Source organism: Brumimicrobium glaciale (assembly GCF_004152935.1).
Taxonomy (GTDB): domain Bacteria; phylum Bacteroidota; class Bacteroidia; order Flavobacteriales_D; family Crocinitomicaceae; genus Brumimicrobium; species Brumimicrobium glaciale.
Map to the genome: position 1 here is coordinate 264,063 of NZ_SETE01000001.1, position 20,006 is coordinate 284,068.

General features: G+C 34.2%; 16 protein-coding genes. 5 read left to right on the forward strand and 11 right to left on the reverse strand.

Features of this window, described 5'->3' with window-relative positions; genetic code table 11:
- Positions 1-255: 255 nt before the first annotated feature.
- Genes ERX46_RS01040 through ERX46_RS01055 form a run of 4 tightly spaced genes read right to left on the reverse strand, consistent with a single transcriptional unit; the run spans position 256 to position 5,089 of the window.
- Complete coding sequence (locus ERX46_RS01040; RefSeq protein WP_130091971.1) at positions 256-945, reverse strand: Abi-alpha family protein; 690 nt, start codon at positions 943-945, stop codon at positions 256-258.
- Between the two features lie 12 nt (positions 946-957).
- Entirely contained in the window at positions 958-2,475 is a 1,518-nt protein-coding gene (locus ERX46_RS01045; protein WP_130091972.1) for a hypothetical protein, read from the reverse strand.
- On the reverse strand, positions 2,475-3,593 hold the full coding sequence (locus ERX46_RS01050) for a restriction endonuclease subunit S (RefSeq protein ID WP_130091973.1): 1,119 nt from the start codon (positions 3,591-3,593) through the stop codon (positions 2,475-2,477). The genes ERX46_RS01045 and ERX46_RS01050 overlap by 1 nt, the downstream gene beginning before the upstream one ends.
- On the reverse strand, positions 3,590-5,089 hold the full coding sequence (locus ERX46_RS01055) for a type I restriction-modification system subunit M (RefSeq protein WP_130091974.1): 1,500 nt from the start codon (positions 5,087-5,089) through the stop codon (positions 3,590-3,592). Before ERX46_RS01055 ends, ERX46_RS01050 begins: the two co-directional genes overlap by 4 nt.
- 370 nt (positions 5,090-5,459) lie before the next feature.
- Between ERX46_RS01055 and ERX46_RS01060 the strand changes: the two genes are divergently transcribed.
- Both ERX46_RS01060 and ERX46_RS01065 read left to right on the forward strand, forming a co-directional pair.
- Positions 5,460-6,278, forward strand: coding sequence for a UbiA prenyltransferase family protein (locus ERX46_RS01060; protein WP_130091975.1), 819 nt, complete (start codon positions 5,460-5,462; stop codon positions 6,276-6,278).
- Between the two features lie 407 nt (positions 6,279-6,685).
- The gene (locus ERX46_RS01065; RefSeq protein WP_130091976.1) at positions 6,686-7,126 is read left to right on the forward strand and encodes a helix-turn-helix domain-containing protein; all 441 of its coding nucleotides are present in this window, start codon (positions 6,686-6,688) and stop codon (positions 7,124-7,126) included.
- Between the two features lie 167 nt (positions 7,127-7,293).
- Here the strand turns inward: ERX46_RS01065 and ERX46_RS01070 are convergent, their stop codons facing one another.
- The 4 genes from ERX46_RS01070 to kdsB form a co-directional block, all read right to left on the reverse strand.
- Positions 7,294-8,394 (reverse strand): endonuclease/exonuclease/phosphatase family protein, encoded by a 1,101-nt coding sequence (locus ERX46_RS01070; protein ID WP_130091977.1) that lies wholly within the window; start codon positions 8,392-8,394, stop codon positions 7,294-7,296.
- Between the two features lie 227 nt (positions 8,395-8,621).
- Positions 8,622-9,824 carry a C1 family peptidase gene (locus ERX46_RS01075; RefSeq protein WP_130091978.1) on the reverse strand — a complete coding sequence of 401 codons (1,203 nt, stop codon included), beginning with the start codon at positions 9,822-9,824 and terminating at the stop codon, positions 8,622-8,624.
- Between the two features lie 23 nt (positions 9,825-9,847).
- The gene (locus tag ERX46_RS01080; protein WP_130091979.1) at positions 9,848-11,011 is read right to left on the reverse strand and encodes an HU domain-containing protein; all 1,164 of its coding nucleotides are present in this window, start codon (positions 11,009-11,011) and stop codon (positions 9,848-9,850) included.
- A 224-nt stretch (positions 11,012-11,235) separates the two neighbouring features.
- A complete protein-coding gene (gene kdsB / locus ERX46_RS01085) occupies positions 11,236-11,958 on the reverse strand; it encodes a 3-deoxy-manno-octulosonate cytidylyltransferase (protein ID WP_130091980.1) in 723 nt (240 codons plus the stop codon).
- Positions 11,959-12,133: 175 nt separating this feature from the next.
- On the opposite strand from kdsB, the gene dprA reads away from it, so the two are divergent.
- Positions 12,134-13,246 (forward strand): DNA-processing protein DprA, encoded by a 1,113-nt coding sequence (dprA, locus tag ERX46_RS01090; protein ID WP_130091981.1) that lies wholly within the window; start codon positions 12,134-12,136, stop codon positions 13,244-13,246.
- A gap of 677 nt (positions 13,247-13,923) precedes the next feature.
- Here dprA and ERX46_RS01095 read toward each other — a convergent pair.
- The 3 genes from ERX46_RS01095 to ERX46_RS01105 all read right to left on the reverse strand — a co-directional run bounded on the left by ERX46_RS01095 (position 13,924) and on the right by ERX46_RS01105 (position 17,144).
- Positions 13,924-14,337 (reverse strand): BrxA/BrxB family bacilliredoxin, encoded by a 414-nt coding sequence (locus tag ERX46_RS01095; RefSeq protein WP_130091982.1) that lies wholly within the window; start codon positions 14,335-14,337, stop codon positions 13,924-13,926.
- 279 nt (positions 14,338-14,616) lie between these two features.
- The gene (locus ERX46_RS01100) at positions 14,617-15,666 is read right to left on the reverse strand and encodes an NAD(P)/FAD-dependent oxidoreductase (protein ID WP_130091983.1); all 1,050 of its coding nucleotides are present in this window, start codon (positions 15,664-15,666) and stop codon (positions 14,617-14,619) included.
- Positions 15,667-15,845: 179 nt separating this feature from the next.
- On the reverse strand, positions 15,846-17,144 hold the full coding sequence (locus ERX46_RS01105) for a peptidoglycan DD-metalloendopeptidase family protein (RefSeq protein WP_130091984.1): 1,299 nt from the start codon (positions 17,142-17,144) through the stop codon (positions 15,846-15,848).
- Positions 17,145-17,372: 228 nt separating this feature from the next.
- On the opposite strand from ERX46_RS01105, the gene purD reads away from it, so the two are divergent.
- Both purD and ERX46_RS01115 read left to right on the forward strand, forming a co-directional pair.
- The gene (purD, locus tag ERX46_RS01110; protein WP_130091985.1) at positions 17,373-18,647 is read left to right on the forward strand and encodes a phosphoribosylamine--glycine ligase; all 1,275 of its coding nucleotides are present in this window, start codon (positions 17,373-17,375) and stop codon (positions 18,645-18,647) included.
- A 37-nt stretch (positions 18,648-18,684) separates the two neighbouring features.
- Complete coding sequence (locus ERX46_RS01115; RefSeq protein ID WP_130091986.1) at positions 18,685-19,950, forward strand: hemolysin family protein; 1,266 nt, start codon at positions 18,685-18,687, stop codon at positions 19,948-19,950.
- The last annotated feature ends 56 nt before the right edge of the window (positions 19,951-20,006 follow it).

Here is a 20,006-nt window from a genome sequence, read left to right on the forward strand (position 1 = left end):
TTTTAAGTTAATCCCCTTTGTGGTTATTTAACGATTGTACTTTTTAAATATAACAATTATTATTGAAATTTAAGTGTAGTTTACTGAAGTTCAGTTAATATATCTTTTGAAGTAATCCTGCATTATTCTACTTTATGACACACGAGTTTAAATCATTACATTCTGCTAATACAGGTTTGTCGCCTGTATCGAATACTATTTCGATATTTTGAATGGAATGTAGCATCTCTAAGTTGTTTTACATTTCTTTTTTATTTACTCTCGATGAGTTGGAAATTGGTCGTTACTTATCTCCTCATCAGAACTTGAAATGCCCGAAACAACTTCAAGAAAACCAATCCCTATTTCTGTTAATTTCCAATGAGGTATTTCTTTTTTGATTAACCCCAAGCGTTCAAGCAATTTTTCACTAAAAGAATCTTCTTTTGACCTATAGATGGTTACAGGGCTCATTCCTGAAAATGCGTGACCTAAGGTTTCAATAAATTTTTGGTTTATTTTTGGCGAGTTCTCAGAAACCTTCAGTAAAACTCTTGCGTCATCAGAACTAATGCGTTTTAAAATACTTACAATTTCAGGATGAACGCCTCCTTCCGTAAGTTCAGTAGCTAAAAGATTAGCCCATAAATCTCTCAATTTTTCATCTGTTTGTTTACAAGATTCTTGTACAACTTGAAGTACAATATTGAGGTTATGATGCCCTTTCATTTCTTTGCTAGACTCAGTTATTTTCTGCTTGGCTTTAGCGAATGTCTCGGCAACTAATACTTTCTCTTCATTTAATAGTCTGTCAAACTTTGCTTTGATTAAACGGCCAATTCCACTAGTTGATTCTGTGAGTGGAGCCACTGCTTTTTCAAAAGTATCACAAGCTGTTTGCACCAATCTATTCCATGCTGAATCAGGGATAGATTTTGCTATTTCTGTAACTATTTTTTCGTCCATTTTCTACTTTTTTTAAACCTTCCCAAACTTCCTTGAAGCTCTAATAAAATGATAAATAAAATACGCGTTGAATACCCTGAAAAGTACATCTAAACCTTGTGCAGCTTTCGATAGGCTTTCATCAACTTTTCTAACAGGATTAACATAATACAAAACTTCTAATATACCATTCCAGATATCTAAAGGTTTATAGCTCAAAGTTGGTTGGTCAATTGTAAAATAAAATATACTAGTCGTAAGGGTTATCCACAGTAAAGGCAGAAACCAATTTTGACCAAAGTCCGAAATTATTCTATTCAGGAAAACAAGAAAACGGTCATACCATGGTATTCCACCTTCAATGCGTATCAACTTCCAATACAATTTCATTTCATTGCGATAAAAAGTCAATCCTTCTATCGGATTATGATTTGAAATAGAAGCCGCTTTTAGCTGACGATATGTTTCTATTTGATATTTGAGTTCACTTATATTTATATTATCGAAATCTTTGTTAGATTTTTTTAACCATTTTTTTCTTAGACCATAGAAAAGAGGAATTTTTTCACCTAAAAAACTATTCTTCAATCGCTTGTCATTTTGCCAAAAAACATTTGCCATTTTTAACTCACTCACATCTGAACGTATTATTTCAGGTGGGTTAATGAATTTTACCTGATTCCAATAAAAATTAGAAATAGTACAATCATAGATGCTTGTATCCTTAATGGTTGTCTCATTAAATCGAACACTTCCATTTGACATATTTAAACCAGCGAAGACTAAATTCTCTATTTCTAAATCTTCTAGCGTTAGTAAACCTTTGAAATTAGTGTCTTGGAACTTTATTTCACCTATTTTCGCTGGTTTGTTTGTGTAGCCTTTTCCAGTAAGGTTACTTATTTCTATACTTGTAAAATCGCTAGCAGATATACTGATTTTATTAAAATCGCCAGAGATAAAGGCTGTTTGAATTTCTGATATTATAAGAGAGTTAATAATATCTTTAGCTTCTATTATAATTCTTGTAATTTTTGGTGAATTTATAATAAAACGGTTACAGATCTTTCCTTCGTCATTTATTATTTCAGCATGATCACATTCTATGTCATATAATGATAAATGATTTCTTACTGAGCAGTTGTTGATTTGTAAATCACTTGAAACGATATTTTTTAGTTTACAAATTTCAATTTCATTTTCATCTAATTCTAAGATTCTTATTTTGAAGTCAATTAATATAAGCTGAAATTTAGGATAGAAAGTGCAATTACTAATCAGGAAATATAAATTTATTGCAGAAATATTTTTGAAAATCACATCGTTTAAAAAGACGCACTCTTCAAATTCAATACTTTGTAAATGATCAGAACTAAAATTGATAAAATTAAATTTACCATTGAAGGTTACATTTTTAAAAACTAATCGTCTTTGCCTTTTAAAGGTGTGTTTTGTTAAACTGAAATCAAGAATAATATCTTCATTGAATTTTTTATCAACTATTTCCCCAGACCAATCAAGGTCTATGAATATTTCATCTTTCTCTTGCATTAGTTTATCTCCCCTTTAAACGCCCGTCCTAACAAACTATTAAACAATTCCTCTGCTTTTACCAAGCTCTCTTGTGCTTGGGCTTTTTGTACTTCTATTTTTTGAATTCGGTCTGCAAATTGGTTTTGGAGGCCAAAGGGAGCGTAAACAACATCTAACTTGTTTAAAGTACCAACATTAAGACCTGGTTGAGCGGCTCCAGTTGCATGTTTATTCAAATTCAGTAGGTCAAGTAAATAGTAAAGCCAGAGTGTGTTGTATTCCATTTTTTGGGAACATACTATTGCGTGTTCAGTTGCATGGAACTTACCATTTACTGTCTTTACATTACCACATAGAGCGCCTTGTCTTCCGATTAAAACAAAGTTACCATCATGAGTATAGGATTGAACGAAACCTCTTAAACCATTGCCTCCATAACATGGATATAGGTCTACACTTTTTATTGAATTAATTTCTGAAGCGCTAACAAAGTTTCCAGCTTTTAAATGTGTTATCAATCCTAGTTCTTTCTTCTCCCAACCCTTCGGATTCACCACCGGATCCCCAAACATATCCAAAAATAAACTTTGCGACAATTCATCGTATTTCTTAATGAGTGCTTTGGTTTTTTGGCGGTAAGCATCTGCTGCATCAAGTATAGCGGCTATCTTTTTTTGTGTTGGGAGAGGAGGGAGAGGGATTTTTGATTCTTTGATAATTCTATCTGAAACAGCAGGGTAACTAGCACCACTGGCTTTATTTATCATATCTTCAACAAAAGCAGGTGTTAAAGTCCAGAAATATAAATATCTGAAATAACAATTCTCTTTACATCTTAATACACTATAACCTGTGGATGCTGTGGCGTTATCATAATCTTCTTCGATTATAGCAACCCCGTTCAAATTAGGTCTAACCGTAGAGACTAATATGTCATTTTGCTTAACTAATTGTCTTGCTCGGCTAGGTGCATCTTCTCCTTTTATAACTTCAATTTTATCATTGTTTATTTTTTTGAGGTCTTTATCAACTGATGATAAATCGATATATGAAATAAACTGGTTTAAAGCATCCTTGCGTGGATCCCATTTACTTACTTTTTCAGTAATATTTCCAATCTTTTCTTTCTCCATCATCCCAACAAATTTTCTAATTCCTTCAACGCTTCATTTCTTTCTTCATCCAATTGCTTGATATCTGCAATCAATTCTGCTGGTGGAGCGTATTCAATTTCTTCGTACACAATTTCCTTGTAGCGGTTAATAGATAAATCCCAATCGTTGGCTTTGATTTCTTCGAAAGGAACGAGGAATGATTTGTCGGTACGGCTTCGGCTACGCTCAGTCGCCCCATTGTCTGGGTGCGCCAAGGAATGAAAACGTGCTACAATGTCGGGGATATCGTTGTTTTTTATTTCTGCGCGTTTATCGTCTAAACTGTAACCATCGGCTTCCATGTCGTAGAACCAAACATTGTCTGTTCCTCCTGAATTGGTTTTTGTGAAGAATAAAACTGCTGTACTAACTCCTGCATAAGGTTTAAACACTCCGCTTGGCATAGAAATTACCGCATCCAATTTGTGTCCTTCAATTATTTCCTGACGAATAGCTTTATGTGCATTTGAACTTCCAAACAATACGCCATCAGGTACAATAACCGCTGCTCGTCCACCAGTTTTCAGCATTCTTAGCATTAAACTCAAAAAGAGGAGTTCAGTTTTCTTGGTTTTGGCTACGCTCAATAAAGAAGGTTCAACACCATCATAATCCAAACTTCCTTTAAATGGAGGATTGGCTAGAATCAGGGAGTATTTTTCGGAAATTTTATTGGCTTCACTTAATGCATCAACTCCAATTAATTCAGGATTTTCAATTCCGTGTAATTGTAGGTTCATTGCACCAATTCGCAACATAGTATTGTCAAATTCTAATCCGTTAAACATTTTTTTATTGAAGTGCTCACGGAACTCTTCATCTATAAACCAATCTTCATGATTTTCGTATAAATATTCTCCCGTAGAAACGAGAAATCCAGCAGTTCCACAAGAAGGATCACAAATCACATCGTCTTTTTTCGGTTGAACCATGTCCACCATCATACGAATTACGTGGCGCGGAGTTCGGAATTGTCCATTCGTTCCTGCTGAGGCAATTTTAGAAAGTAGGTATTCGTATAAATCTCCTTTGGTATCACGGTCGTCCATTTTGATTTTATCAATCATTTGAATCACCAAGTCCAACAATTTTGGAGTTGGAATCATAAAAGTTGCCCCTTTCATATATTTCGCAAACACACCTGCCTTTTCGCCCAACTCTTTCATGTGATTGAATACAGTTAAAGGTCTATCTTCTGTCGTTTTTGTGAAAAGGTTGAACATAGATTCAGGCTCTAAATTCTTGAAATGGTGCCAACGCAGTTCTTTTTCCTGTTTATTGTAAAACAGGGTGCTGAGCGAAGTCGAAGCACCAATCATGTTGGCTTTCTTTTCTTCTAGCAATTGGCGTTCATCCAAACGACGAATAAACAACAAGTAAGTAAACTGTTCAATAACTGTCATTGGGTTAGATACACCTCCAGTCCAGAAAGCCTCCCAGATTTTATCAACTTGTGATTTTAATTCTCCTGTGATCATAATTAAATGCTAATGTATTATTGTGGTAAAGTGGGTTTGTATTGTTTCATCATGCTTCAAGCAGTTGCGATTGATATCCGATATTTATCGGATTCTCAAATATAGTGATTTATTCGAATTATGTGGACGGTTCAGACCTCAATATGACAAGCTGCTAATATTGGTATTCGCCAAAATAATTCATCTTTAATAACTCGGAATATTCACGGATTTTTTATTGCATAAATCACAAATATTTTTCAGAATTCATTTCCTTTAGACCTTCTTTCTATAATACAATTTAACATTAGCCTGTAAAAAAAACCTTTGGATATCTGAGTCATCCGCGTGCCATTGAACCAAATTATTCACTTAATTTTGTCTATTAGTTATGAGAGCACTCCAATATCTAATTTACAGCAATATTCTAGTCAGCCTTTCAGCAGGTTCTCTTGCTTATGCTTGTGCTGTAAAACTAGGAAGCCCTCACTACATCGGAATTGGCTTCACCGTATTCTTTGCAACACTTTTCATTTACAACATTCAACGTATTCTTCGCTTAGGAGAAATAAAAGTAAAATCTTCTGATCGTCACCATTGGTTAGAAAAGCACACATTTTTGATTAAAATTCTTGCTGGAATTGGAATAATTGGATCAGTGACCATCTATTTTACCGTTTTAGGATGGAATATTGATTTTTGGTTTCTTGCTTTTAGTGCGGTGATTGGAGTGCTTTATGCCATGAAAATTCATCCGAAATCTTTGGCTTTACGGGATATTCCTTACGCTAAGATTTATTTGATTGCAGCACAATGGGCACTTGTTTCTGTCTATTGGCCATATATGCGAATTGCAGATTCAACAGATTTCCCAATTGGTTTAGGATTGTCAATTTTCTTCTTTATTCTCGCAGCAACAGTTCCTTTTGATATCCGTGATTTAGTATATGATGGAAAAACTAAATCTACTATTCCGCAGATTTTTGGTGTGAAAGGAGCGAAGATTATTGCACTTGTTTTCGCTGGATTAAGTGCGTTGAGTTTATATTTCTTCTTCCCAATAGTCATCCATTTGTGGCTGTTCTATCTCTGTTATTTGGTTTTAGGAATTCTAATAGTGGGTAGCCGAACCAAGCGACATGAAATGTATTATTCTGGAATCATTGATGGATGGATAATCGTTTATGCTATGGTTGTTTATTTTATTTGAGGAGACGTAGCGTATGTATGTGCTTTAATGGAAGGCGGATGACGCGGATGCATCGGACAAGCTAGTCACCGAAGAGTAATCCGTTGACTGCGGTGACTGAGCTTGTCGAAGGCGTCGCAGGCAATGTAGGCAAATGGAAAAACGTTTTGAAAAGAATGAAAATAAGAGCAAAATAATTAGGTTATATCTTAGAATGCTCAGCAGAACTGCAAGCAACGCTGATTGTCGCGGATTTTTTATTGAATGTTTCCTTTTGTGAAACAATTTCTATAACTTTATCAAAGAGTTCGGTTAAAACTTTTCTTTAATCTGTGAAAATCTGCGGTCGAAGATCAGCGTCATCCTTGTTCCAATTGATAGCAACTATGTCAATGACATTTAAAGTAACAAAGCAAACTTAAACAAAAATGGAAATTTTAAAATACACTATAATAAAAGATAAGAAGCAATATTTTGATTATTGCAATATTCTGGAGAATCTAATAGTTGTTGAAAACAATACTTCCCAAGATGAAATTGAATTGCTGGAATTATTGATAGAGAAATGGGATGAAGAACGCAACTCTTTTGATGATTTAGATCCAATCGAATTGCTAAAATCTTTAATGAATGATAATAATTTAAAGGCGCAAGATTTAGTCAATATCTTAGATCTTACAAAAGGAACTATTTCAAAATTACTGAATTATCATAAAGGATTATCCAAAGAAGTGATTAGAAAATTAGCTACTCATTTTAAGGTAAATCAAGAAGCATTTAATCGTCCCTATGAATTGAAAAATGACATTAATCGCGATTTTAAAAATGCAAGATTAATGAATATTCGAAAGAAAATGCTAAATACTTAATTAATCTAATCCAGTTTAGTTTATAGAAGTTTTTATTTCAATATTTAGATATTCGCTAAAAAGTCTAATGTCTAACATCTTTTAATCTAACATCTTATTGTCTAAAAATTCTAATAAGTAAGAATTTTCATTCGTAATTAACTCAAGACGCTTTTAGGATAAGAAGTCTATTCCCCAATCACCTTCAAAAACCCATAAATAGCCAAATGATCAGAATATCCACCGTAATAATTTGGCCCGCCATAAGTTCTGTTCGGAGATTTTTCTCCAGCTTTATTGAAATGCATAAACTGGTCATCATTCACCATATAAGCTGAACTTTCTTTAATGTGTAAACCTTCTTTCGGTGCAACTAAACTTGGCGAAACGATGAATTGATCTAACATTCCCCACTCTCCTCGGTAGTTGTAACTTCCTTCGCCATTTTCGTGCATTGGCAACATTAGATTCACGAAGTTAGTAGCATTTGAAGCCAAGCCAGCGCCTAAAGTTTCACGGATAGAATTGTTTGTTGGGTAATCGTTGAAATCACCCATGATAATGATTTTCGCATCTGCATTTACATTGCGAATAGAATCCGTTTTGTACAATAATGCCTTCGCCGCATTGATTCTTTTGTATTCACTTTCTTCAGCTCCACCTCTTCGAGACGACCAATGATTAACAAATACATGTAAGTCCAAACTGTCTTTCAATAATCCTTTCACATATAAAATATCACGTGTTTTGTAATCTGGTTCTCCAGCAATAGATAAATCTATCGCTTCTTCATACATCACCTTAAATCTTTCGTGATCATAAGCAAAAGCAACATCAATTCCTCGAACATCTGGCGCGTCATAATGAACAACTCTGTATTTTGTTTCCGCTAATCTTCCGGTTTTCATTAAGTCCAAAACAACAAAACGATTTTCAATTTCAGCAAAACCAACAAAAAGCGGATTGTTTTCTGAAGGATGCGTTAAGACTGTGGCTAATTTTTCCAGCTTGTCGTAATATCTTTTAGTGTTCCATTGTTTCTCACTTTCAGGTAAGAAATCTTCGTCCTTTGTTTTAGGATCATTAATGGTGTCAAATAAATTCTCCACATTATAAAAGAAAAAAGGCCTATCCTCAAAAGACTTTAAAAGCTCATAAGGATAGACTGAATCTTCTTTGTCAGCAACTAACTTTCCTTTGTTATCATTTCTTTTTTCGCCGTTTCCACATGAAGTGAAAAGCGCTAAAGTTAACAAGGTTAAAATCGTATATGTTTTTGTTACTGTCATTTTATTTTTTTAATATTTTGTAAGCTTTAACTAGTGCGAAATTTACACTAGTTAAAGCTCACAAAATGCTTGGATTGTCTAATTCGATAATCGAAATAATCTGAACTAGAAAGTTCAAGATTAAGGCGCGCTTAATTTTTAAAACTGAGTTGACTTTTGTCAATGCGATGCCCTGAGCTTGCCGATGGGACTGTTTTAAAAATTATGTGCAACGCCAATATTGGGCTTTATAGACTGATTTTCTTAGAAATTCCTTTAGGAACTCCATCCTTATGTAGATAAACATTAATCGTTTTCAATTTGAAATAATTCTCAGAAACATAAAGATATCCTTGTGGATAGTTTCCAGTTCCCCAAGAGTTTTTTACTAAGAAATAACGTGTTCCGTTTGCTTCTGTATACAATCCTGTAATGTGCATTCCGTGATCGTCAGTTGTAGTTTTGTTGTCATAACCTTCTTGACGCATTTCTGGAGTTACTGTAATTTCTTGAACAGGCGTCATAAACGCATCAGATACTTTTTCTGCACCAGCATCAGAGAAGTTTGAATTATCTCTTCCTTTTACTTGAATTGTACTTTCATCTTCTGGAACGATTGCTAAACCTTTTCCAAAGTTGAATCCTTTCTCAGAAACATCAGCAGCCCAAGCCACAGAGTATCCGTTTTTCACAGCATTAACAGTCGCTTCTAACAATTCATCCATTGAAACGTTGTAGCTTTTTCCCCAAGCCCAATTGTCTTGAATCATTAATTGAACTTCTTCGTGCATTGGAAAATGAGTGAAAGAAGTCAAAGAAACATAATCATCCATGTTTAACTTTGTCGAAGCAGCAAATGATTTTGGAGTATATTCTTTTCCTTCGTAAGTGAATTTCGTTGGGTCTTCACCAAAATAAGCATCCAGAATTCCGTTTAATCCGGCTTTCCAAGTATTAGATAATGTTGCTGTTCCTTTATTGTCTACATAATCAAGAACTCCGCCCATGTATCCATTTAAACCTTTGTAAAGTTGTTGGTGATTGTGTTTGTCAGAACCGTAATTCAGACCTCCATAAACATCATTTGGAACAATTCCATATCTTTTAAAAACGTAAGGAATGTCGTGAAAAGCACCTCCTTCAGAGAAATTACTTTTTCCATCCATTCTAATGAAATTCTCCGCTTTTGCTTCATAAGCTTTTCGAGCGATGTACATTTGAGATAAAATCGGTGGATTCTCAACTCCTTTTCTGATCATTTCTGATTCGAAAAATGACAATGCAGAAAAACTCCAGCACGTTCCAGTATATCCTTGTGATAAAACTGGTGTTGCATCTAAATGAGAAACTTCTGTAAATTTATAAGACGAACCATCAACGTTCGTAATATTTTGGGAATAGCCGAAAAGACCTGTAGATAAAGCTACAAGTACAACAATTATTTTTTTCATAGAAATATAAATTTTATGGGGTTTTATTTTTTAAGAATCCAAACATTCAAATCTGTCGCAGCTAAATTGTCGCGCAATGTTGAAATCTCAGATCGTTTAGTTGTATTTCCAGCAGATATACGGTGTAAACCACCTTTTACATCTACTTCGTAAGCATTAAATCCTTTTGCTTTTAAATCGGTAATTAAATCATTGGCATTTGTTGGGTCGCTAAAACAGCCAACAATAGCGTGGTAACTGTTCTTAGCAGTCACGATTTCATTTGCTACAGTAGTTTCTACACTATTTACATTTTCTTTTTTTCTCCAAACAGGAATGAATAAATCATCATCCAAAGGATAAGCAAAAACAGGAGCTGCTGAACTTAAGTTATCAGTAATTGAAGACAAAGTCGTTGAAGAATGAACAGAATCAATGGTCAGCACTTCTTTATTGATAACAGGTAGGTACTTAGAATCTTCTCCGCCGTTAAATGGATTAAAATCATCTAAATAAATAATTCCTGATTTCAGAACATCGGTCTTCATCGGAATCCAGAAACTATAAAAAGCCAAAGGAACCAAGGCAGCCACAGCGGCGTATTTCGCTATTTTTACAAATATACTACTCGATGATTTCTGAGCAACTGCAGGATGTTGAATTTCTTTTGCTTCGTCTTTACTTTCATCTTCTATTGCTTCGTTTTCTAAAACAACAGTTGGAGCAACGAAAGCAGTTTCTTTAGAGTTTATTGCACTTGGAGAAGTTAAAACTGGTTCAACTTCCTCTTCTTCGCTAATGAATTGAACATTGCCTAATCCGTAGGAAGAAAGCAATAAATTGAAGAATCGATCTTGTTCGAAAGCAATTTTTCCGGCAGTATTGGTGTATAAAAATCCAACATTGTGAAAGTGAATTCGCTTTCCTTCATTTAGTTGTGACTTAATCTGCTGAACTTCTCTTGAGATAATGTTTTGTGCATCGTCAAAAGAAATCTTCTTTTCACTCGCTAAATGGTTGATGATTAAACCGTCATTATTACTCAAGTTTTTGTTGAAACTCAACGCTTTACTGGGCGGTGTAATCAAACCATTTTTAACATCTACTTTAGCAGAAACGTTATTGGCTACAAACCCACCAAAAGCAGGTATTACAACGCAATTGTTGCGCAAAAGTAAAGTTCCGAGAAGAGCGTCCAAATGTGTCATAGAAACAAAGATACAAATTAATAATTTTAGGTATACCCTTTATGATTTTAAAAGTTACAAAATAGGGGTGAAAGTTTAAATATAAATGTGATTAATTTTTTGATTGATGAAATTCAGATTTGTAGAAAAACTTTGGATTAATATATGCCTTCGAAAATTCGATGTTCCCCACATGTTAGAGTCACACGGCCGTGTGACTCTAACATGTGGGGAACATTCCATAATTAATCTCTCAATCTCCTCAAAACCAAATCAACATCTTCCGGAGTATCAATATTTGGTGTTTCAATATCGGTTTCCACCACTCTTATATCATATCCATAATACATCCATCTCAATTGTTCCAAACTTTCTGTTTTTTCTAGTGAAGTGGGTTTGAGTTGAACAAGCTTCTGCAATGTCTTGGCACGAAATCCATACAAGCCAATATGCTTTAAAAATGGATAATCTTCCTCGTTTCTTTCAAACGGAATTGGACTTCTTGAGAAATACAATGCGTCTGATTTGTGATTGATCACCACTTTAATTCTATTTGAATCCTTTATATCTTCTGCTGAAATTTTTGGCGAACCCAATGTCGCTATTTCAACACTTGTATCATCGAAAGCTGAAAGTAAAAGTCGCAATTGTTCAGTATCAACCAATGGTTCGTCTCCTTGTATGTTGACCACAATATCGAAATCAGGATAACTTTCTATGACTTCTCCACAGCGATCTGTTCCACTTTCATGCGAAGCTTTTGTGAGCATTGCTTTTCCACCAAATTCTTTAACATGATTTGCAATTTTCTCATGATCGGTAGCCACAACGACTTCGTCAAAATGATTGGAATTTGTAACGCCTTCCCAAACACGTTGGATCATTGTTTTTCCAGCTAAATCGATTAATGGTTTTCCAGGAAACCTTGAAGAAGCATATCGGGCAGGGATAATTGCGAGTTTTTTCATCTTTAAATTGAGCTTTATTAGTGGTTAAAGATATTATTTATAATAAAATGAATCGAAAATCAGAACTAAATTAAATTGGAAAAGAAATGAATAATTCAAATATAAATTGGAAAAGACTTTCTTTTACCGAATAAATTCTACTATCTTAGTTAGACCTAAATTAAAAACATAAGATTTGAAAAATAACCACCTTAATCACCAAGTGGCTTTAACTCAACTAGAAGGAGTCGGCCCACGCAAAGCAAAAGTATTGTTAGCCTATCTGGGCAGTGAAGATAAATTATTTGAAGATTCTTTCAATTTACGAACTGCAATTCCAGGATTTGCTAAAGAACGTTTTCGTAATTTGAATAGAGCCAAAGCGCTGAATGATGCGAAATCAATAATTGAATTCGTTAAAAAAAATGGAATAGACACCACCTTTTTTACGAGTAAAGATTATCCCAGAAGGTTGAAAGAATGTTCTGATGGGCCAATGTTGCTTTATCACCGGGGAGATTTTGAATTTAATCACCGAAAAACAATAGCTATTGTCGGCACAAGAAACATGACGAGTTATGGGAAACAATTGATCAATGAATTGATTTCAGCAATTGCTCCTTATAATGTACAGGTTATTTCAGGTTTGGCTTATGGAGTTGATGGATACACGCACAAGAAATGTTTAGAACATGGTGTTCCAACAATTGGTGTGTTAGGTCATGGCTTAGATAGGATTTATCCGAATCAACATTTGAAATTGGCAAAGAAAATGTTGGAAACGAAAGGTTGTGGATTGGTTACAGAATTTCCACATAACACCAAGCCCGATAGAGTGAATTTTCCGCAGCGCAATAGAATTGTTGCCGGAATGACAGATGCAACAATTGTGATTGAAAGCGGTGCAAAAGGTGGTTCATTAATCACAGCTCTTTTAGCCAATGATTATAATAGAGAGGTGTTTGCTTTTCCTGGAAATGTTGAACGTCCATTTTCTAGGGGTTGTAATGAATTAATATCAAACAGCAAGGCACATTTAATTACTTGCGGAAAAGATTTAATTCGCTTGATGGAATGGGAAAAAGATGACCGTGAAAAAGTGATTCAAGCTAATTTGTTTGAAGGATTGGATGGGGACGAAACTTTAATTGTAAAAGCGATTAAAGAATTTGAAAAGATTTCGTTGGATGTTCTTTCCGTGCGTTTGAAAAAACCAGGTCATGTTTTGAGTGGACTTTTATTGGGGTTAGAATTGCGGGGAATTGTGATGACGTTGCCCGGAAAAAAGTATGCTTTGAGTCAGGTCTAAGCGGCTTGGGATTTGTCATTGGCCGATTGAATCCATTGTGTCGTGCTTTCAGCACTTTTAGGATTATAGGTTTTAATTCCCTAGGACTTACGTCCTAGGTTAACGCGTGTCATCCCTTCGGGATTTAGAAGTTAGAATTCAGCTCTTAATTTGTTATATGCAATTCCTCTAAGGTTTTAAAAGTTCGGATTTACTTTTTACTAATTAACTCACTTTTAGAAGTTCTCCGGAAAGCTTTTTCTAAACTATAAATTTTAAATAAAAATACAGGAAAATCATTTCTAAATAAGCAATAAAATCCGGCAGCTGACGGATGCCACTTGATAGCCATGAATATAAATCCATGGTTAGGATTTAGGGGTGTTGCAATAAGTGCTGAAAGCACGACACATAAGAATGCCCAATGTTTATCAAGAACTCATGTATTAAGTCAATTCATTCCGTTGGGATAATGAAATAGTGAAAAATACGCATGTAAAAATTACTTTGTCCTTAGATGATATTCGTTTACTGTGTTTTGAGCCATTTGGAATTACATTCTAAATCCAAAAAAAAGCAACAAGATTTCTCCTATTGCTTTTTTAATATTTTATGAAGTGTATGATTCACTTTAATTGGAACAATATTTTTGAATTAGAATTTTCGCTAATGAGGTTAGCGGAAATTATAAACAAAAATTATGCGAATTCTTTGTACGCTCCTTGTAAATTCTCAGAAATCATTTCTGCAGTAACACCTTCAATGTGGTGACGCTCCAAGAAATGAACTAATTTACCATCTCTAAAAACTGCTACAGATGGTGAAGATGGAGGGTAAGGCAAAAAGTAATTTCTAGCTTGTTGCGTTGCTGCGCTATCTACTCCTGCAAAAACAGTTGCCATTGCATCTGGTTTTACTTCTCCTTTTAAAGAATCTTTTACTCCAGGACGCATATTTCCAGCTGCACAACCACAAACGCTGTTCACAACCATTAATAACGTTCCTTTTGTATTTTTAATCATATTGTCCACATCTTCTGGAGATGTTAAATCCTTGAATCCTACTGAAGTTAAATCTTCCTTCATTGGAGCAACTAGTTCTGGTGGATACATATATTTTTGTTTTTTTAAATTCGTAATTACAAAGGTAAGAAGGTAAGTTTGAATTTTATGGAAATTAACCTTTAATTTGAATAATTAAAATAAAATGGGTTACCAATCTAAGATGAAAATCAATATCATAGATTGAAAAGAACAAATACTATTTTTGAACTTGTTATTTTCTTCCTTCGGTTCCATGAAATATTTTTTTTGCATCTGATGCTTTGTAATTTGATGCACCACCGATAGGAGTATAAAAAGGCTTGTAACTATAAAATCTCGTCTAAAAAATTAGCCTTTAAAATGCTTGCGTTGAAATCTTTGGATGTCAGCTTCTTTATCTATTTCGCCTTTTCCATTGAGAAAATCAACAAATTCAATAGCACAATAAGGTGCAATCATATATCCTTTAGATCCTAAACCATTGAAAATATATAATCCTTTATGTGTTGGGTGTTCACCAATTAATGGTCTTCTGTCTGCCACAGCTGGACGAATTCCTCCTTCATGACCTATGATTTCAATTGGGGCAGAACTCAATAATTTATAATTTTCTAATAATTCTTCTTTTGCCTCTTCTGTTGGAGTTGGATCTTGTGTGTACCATGCATAGGTGGCTCCCAGTTTAAAATCGCCATCTTCTGTGGGTAGAATAAAGCATTTTTTATTGAGGATTTCATTTTTATCGAAAACATCAGATTTTACGGTCAATACTTCTCCTTTTGCATTACTAAAAGGTAAATAACCAAAAAATGGATTATCCTCTCCGCGGAAACCCTCGCAAAAGATGAGGTGTGTATATTCTTCGTTTTTGTAAGTTTTTGCTTCGTAGTCTAGTTCATCAAAATCAAACTTTGAATATTCTAGTAAATTGTTTTCAACCAGATAATTATGATTGTATTCCATGAATTTTTTCGCATCAATATATCCTGGTGTACCTAAAAATCCATTTCCAAAGGGGGCTTTTAAATGTTTAGGGGTATTTTCTTCACTTTCTGGCGGATTGATGTAGTCATTGTACTCTTCATCATCTAATCTTTCCATCCATAAATCGCGTTCATGCTGGGAATTAAAAGCACGACGAAGTTTCCTGTGAAAGAAGAATTTGTTTTGAATTTTCTTTTCCATTGCTGGATAGAATTCCAATAATGTTGGAATTAATTCATCACCCTTCCAGGTTTTTATCATTCTACGAAAAGTCATTGGGTTAATCATTCCAGCAGCAACTTTTGTACTGTGGTTTATTCCTTCGTCGATTATTCGAAATGAAATATTTTTTTCTTCTAATTGATGCGCCAAGCTTATGCCTGACAAACCTCCTCCAACTATTATAACTTTCACTTGCTTGTTTTATTGGTATCTAAAAACAGATTTTAGACATTAGATTTTTCACTCTGGATCTTATGTCTAACTTCTATTGTCTTTTTTTCTAATGTCTTTTCTTTAAATGTCTTTTTTCTAAATCTCTAGAATTTTATTCTCATCCAAATCTATTGCATTTTTGGCTTAAAGTAGCATGGTTATGCTTCAGGTTCCAAAATTGGAGTAACCGTTAATTTCAATATTTCAACATCTAACTTTTCCTTAAATGGAGAAATAAAGTCTAGATATTCTGGTTTAACTTCGTCTTTCATCGGTTCTGATTTAGGGAATTTCTCTGAACGGTGATTGATTTGTTTTCCATTTTTCCAAAAACGGTAGCAAACATGAGGCCCTGTTGCAGCTCCTGTTGAGCCAACATATCCAATCACATCACCTTGTCGAACTCTTTTTCCGTTTCGGATTCCATTTGCAATTTTACTCATGTGCAAATACTGCGTATCGTAAGTTTTGTTGTGTCTAATTTTTACATAAATACCGTTTCCACGACTTCTTGATGCTCTAGAAACAGTTCCATCTGCTGTTGCAAGAATTGGCGTTCCAGTTGGTGCGGCATAATCGGTTCCTAAATGTGGTCTTCTTGTTTTGTAAATTGGATGCAATCTGTTCATGTTAAAAGCAGAACTGATGCGGGAGAATTTCAGTGGCGACATCAAAAATGGACGTTTCATTTCGTTGGCCAATTCATCATAGAATCCAGAAACGTTTCCTGTTGAATCTGTAAAATTGAATGCGTAAAGTCCTTTATTGGCATGTTCAAACCAAACATATTTGATTTTATCTACTGAATAAGGAACTCCATCAACACTTTTTTCATCATAAAATACTACAAACTTATCTCCTACTTGTAATTTGAAAAAGTCGACACTCCAAGCGTAAACTCCTTCTATAGCATCCGAGATTGCAGCGGTCATCATGTAATTGTCAAAACTTTTTCCTAATTCAACAGATAAGCTAGAGTTTTGGGCAATTTGTCCGCTTACCATTCTTTCTGTAATTTCTACTGGACGAACTTCTTTTCGAATTCCGACAATTTCATTATTAAAATCGAAAGTTATATATGAAAAAACATCTGGTTCGTAAACTAAATAAGTTGGTGCACTACTGGTATCACTTTTTGGTCTAAAAGTCATAAACGGTTTTCCCGCCAGAATGTATTTCACATCTAATAAGCTGTCTTTTAATCGTTCAGCAGTAGTGTTTATAGTATATTGATTTATTTCAAACGCTTCAAATATATTGTTCCAAGTCCATCCTTGTTCCACAGTGTCAAACTCTACGTCATATTTGTCTAAATCAAATCCAAAAAGTAAGTCCTTTTTTATTACAACAGTATCTAGCGACGATAAATCTTCAATTTCAACTTTTTTAGACTGGCTGCAAGACGTTGCAAATAGAACAGTTGCAATAAGGGTAAACAGGAAATAGAAACTTTTCATAATAACACGGGGTTCTTTTTTAGCAATTGTTTTACGCTAGTGTGTCTAGTATCTGTCTCCAACTAGGTACTAAACAGCTTAAAACATGAGCTGTAACAAACTAAATTATTCAATTCGTCTCCAAATTTAATGACTTTGTATACTTTACGAAGTAAATAACGGGAAAAGTTTAAACTTATTCTCTTCTATCGTCATGAAATATTAACTTTGCATCCCAAATACAAAACAATGAATATATTACTTTTAGGTTCAGGTGGAAGAGAGCATGCTTTAGCTTGGAAATTATCAAGAAGTAGCACCTTGGAATCTTTATATATTGCCCCTGGAAATGCGGGTACGAGAGAGTATGGTGAAAATATTTCACTAGATCCATGTGATTTTGAAGCGATTAAAAAAGTCGTTTTAAATAAAAAAATCAATATGGTTGTTGTTGGACCAGAAGCGCCGTTGGTAGCTGGTATTGCTGATTTTTTCAAAGCTGACAAAGCACTTACAAATGTTGCGGTAATTGGACCAAATAAAGAGGCTTCACAATTGGAGGGAAGTAAAGATTTTGCAAAAGACTTTATGAACCGTCACAATATTCCAACTGCAAAGCATAAAACTTTTACCAAAGCAACTATTAAGGAAGGTTTTGCTTTCTTGGATAGTTTGAAAGCACCTTATGTTTTAAAAGCAGATGGTTTAGCGGCTGGAAAAGGAGTTTTGATTCTCCCAGACTTACATGAAGCTAAAAAAGAATTTTCTTCCATGTTGTTGGATAATAAATTTGGTGGAGCTGGAGCAAAAGTTGTCATTGAAGAATTCTTAAAAGGAATGGAAATGTCTTCTTTTGTTTTGACAGATGGAGATGGTTTTAAAGTTTTTCCAGAAGCAAAAGATTACAAAAGAATAGGTGAAGGTGATACGGGGCTAAACACTGGTGGAATGGGAGCGGTTTCTCCTGTACCATTCGCAGAAGGAAAATTTTCTGATAAAGTTTACAATCAAATTATTGTTCCTACAGTAAAAGGGTTGAAATCTGATGGGATTGAATACAACGGTTTTATTTTTATTGGAATAATTAATGTTGCTGGCGAACCCTATGTAATTGAATACAATTGTCGTTTAGGCGATCCTGAAACGGAAGTAATTTTACCTCGTTTGAAATCAGATTTGGTGGATTTATTTGAAGGAGTAGCAACAAAAACGTTATCTGAAAGAGATATTGAATTTGATCCAAGAAGTGTAGTTTCTGTAATGATGGTTTCTGGAGGCTATCCAGATGCATATCAAAAAGGAAAAATGATTTACGGATTAAATGCAGCGAATAAAAGTTTGATATTTCATGCAGGAACAGCTTCTGATGGACCCGCAGTAATAACAGCCGGAGGAAGAGTACTAGCTGTTACTTCTTTTGGAAAAGACATAGAATCTGCAATTGAAAATTCATACGAAACAATTAAAAATATTGAGTTTGAAGGAGCGTACTATCGAAAAGATATTGGTCAAGACTTATTATAGCCAATTTTTTTTCTAAATTTAGTACCTAATATAATATATGGATCCGTCGAGTATAATCGTCATCGTTATCGCAATTACCGCTTCAGCCTTTTTTTCAGGTATGGAGATCGCTTTTATTACTGCCAATCGATTAAAAATTGAATTGGACAATAAAAAAGGAACTTTTTCAGGGAAAGTACTTTCAAACTTTGTAAAACAAGATAGTCGTTTCATTGCAACTATGTTGTTGGGGAATAACATCGCATTGGTTGTTTATGGAATTTGGATGGCTCAACTAATGCAGCCATGGATTTCACCTTTAGTAGGCGGAAGTGAGGTGGCTGTTCTTTTAATACAAACTATTTTATCTACCTTATTGATTTTGGTAACTGCAGAGTTTTTGCCAAAAGCTACTTTTCAAATTAATCCAAATAGGGTTTTACAATTCCTTTCTTTTCCTCTGGCATTAATTTATGCACTACTTTATCCTTTAACAATTTTCACAATGACAATCAGTAATGGATTGTTGCGTCTATTTGGAATGGATGTGAAAAGTGGGGAAATGGTGTTTTCAAAAATCGATTTAGATGACTACGTGCGTGACTTAAATGAGCGTATGGAGGATGAAAATGATTTAGATAATGAAATGCAAATCCTTCAAAATGCAATTGGTTTTTCTGATATAAAAGCCCGTGATTGCATGATTCCTAGAACGGATATTGTAGCGATGGATATAGAATCTTCAATTGAAGACTTGAAAAATCGATTTATTGATACTGGACTTTCAAAAATATTGATTTACAGAGATACCATTGATAATATCATCGGTTATGTGCATATTTTTGAATTGTTCAAAAAGCCAAATCGAATTAAAGAAGTTTTAATTCCAATTGCATTTGTTCCAGAAGCTGTTTTGGCAAAAGACTTATTAGAGTTATTTGCTAAACAACATGGAAATATCGCAATTGTCGTAGATGAATATGGTGGAACATCCGGATTAATCACAATTGAAGACGTTGTAGAGGAGATTTTTGGAGATATTGAAGACGAACATGATGTTGATCAATTATTAGAGCAACAAATTGATGCAACGACATATTTATTTTCAGCACGACAAGATATTGATCATTTAAATGAAGTCTATGATTTTAATTTAGATGAATCAAGCGAGTATGAAACCTTGGGAGGTCTTGTTTTACACTACTTAGAGTCGATTCCAGAAGAAGGAACGATTCTCGAATTGGAAAACTATAGCATGAGAATTGAGGCGGTTTCTGACCGTAGAATTGAAATTATTCGCTTGAAGATTATTACAAATCAGTAAGAAAGAAATTATATGCTCATTTATCCTTTCATATTTTGATTCATAATATTATATTC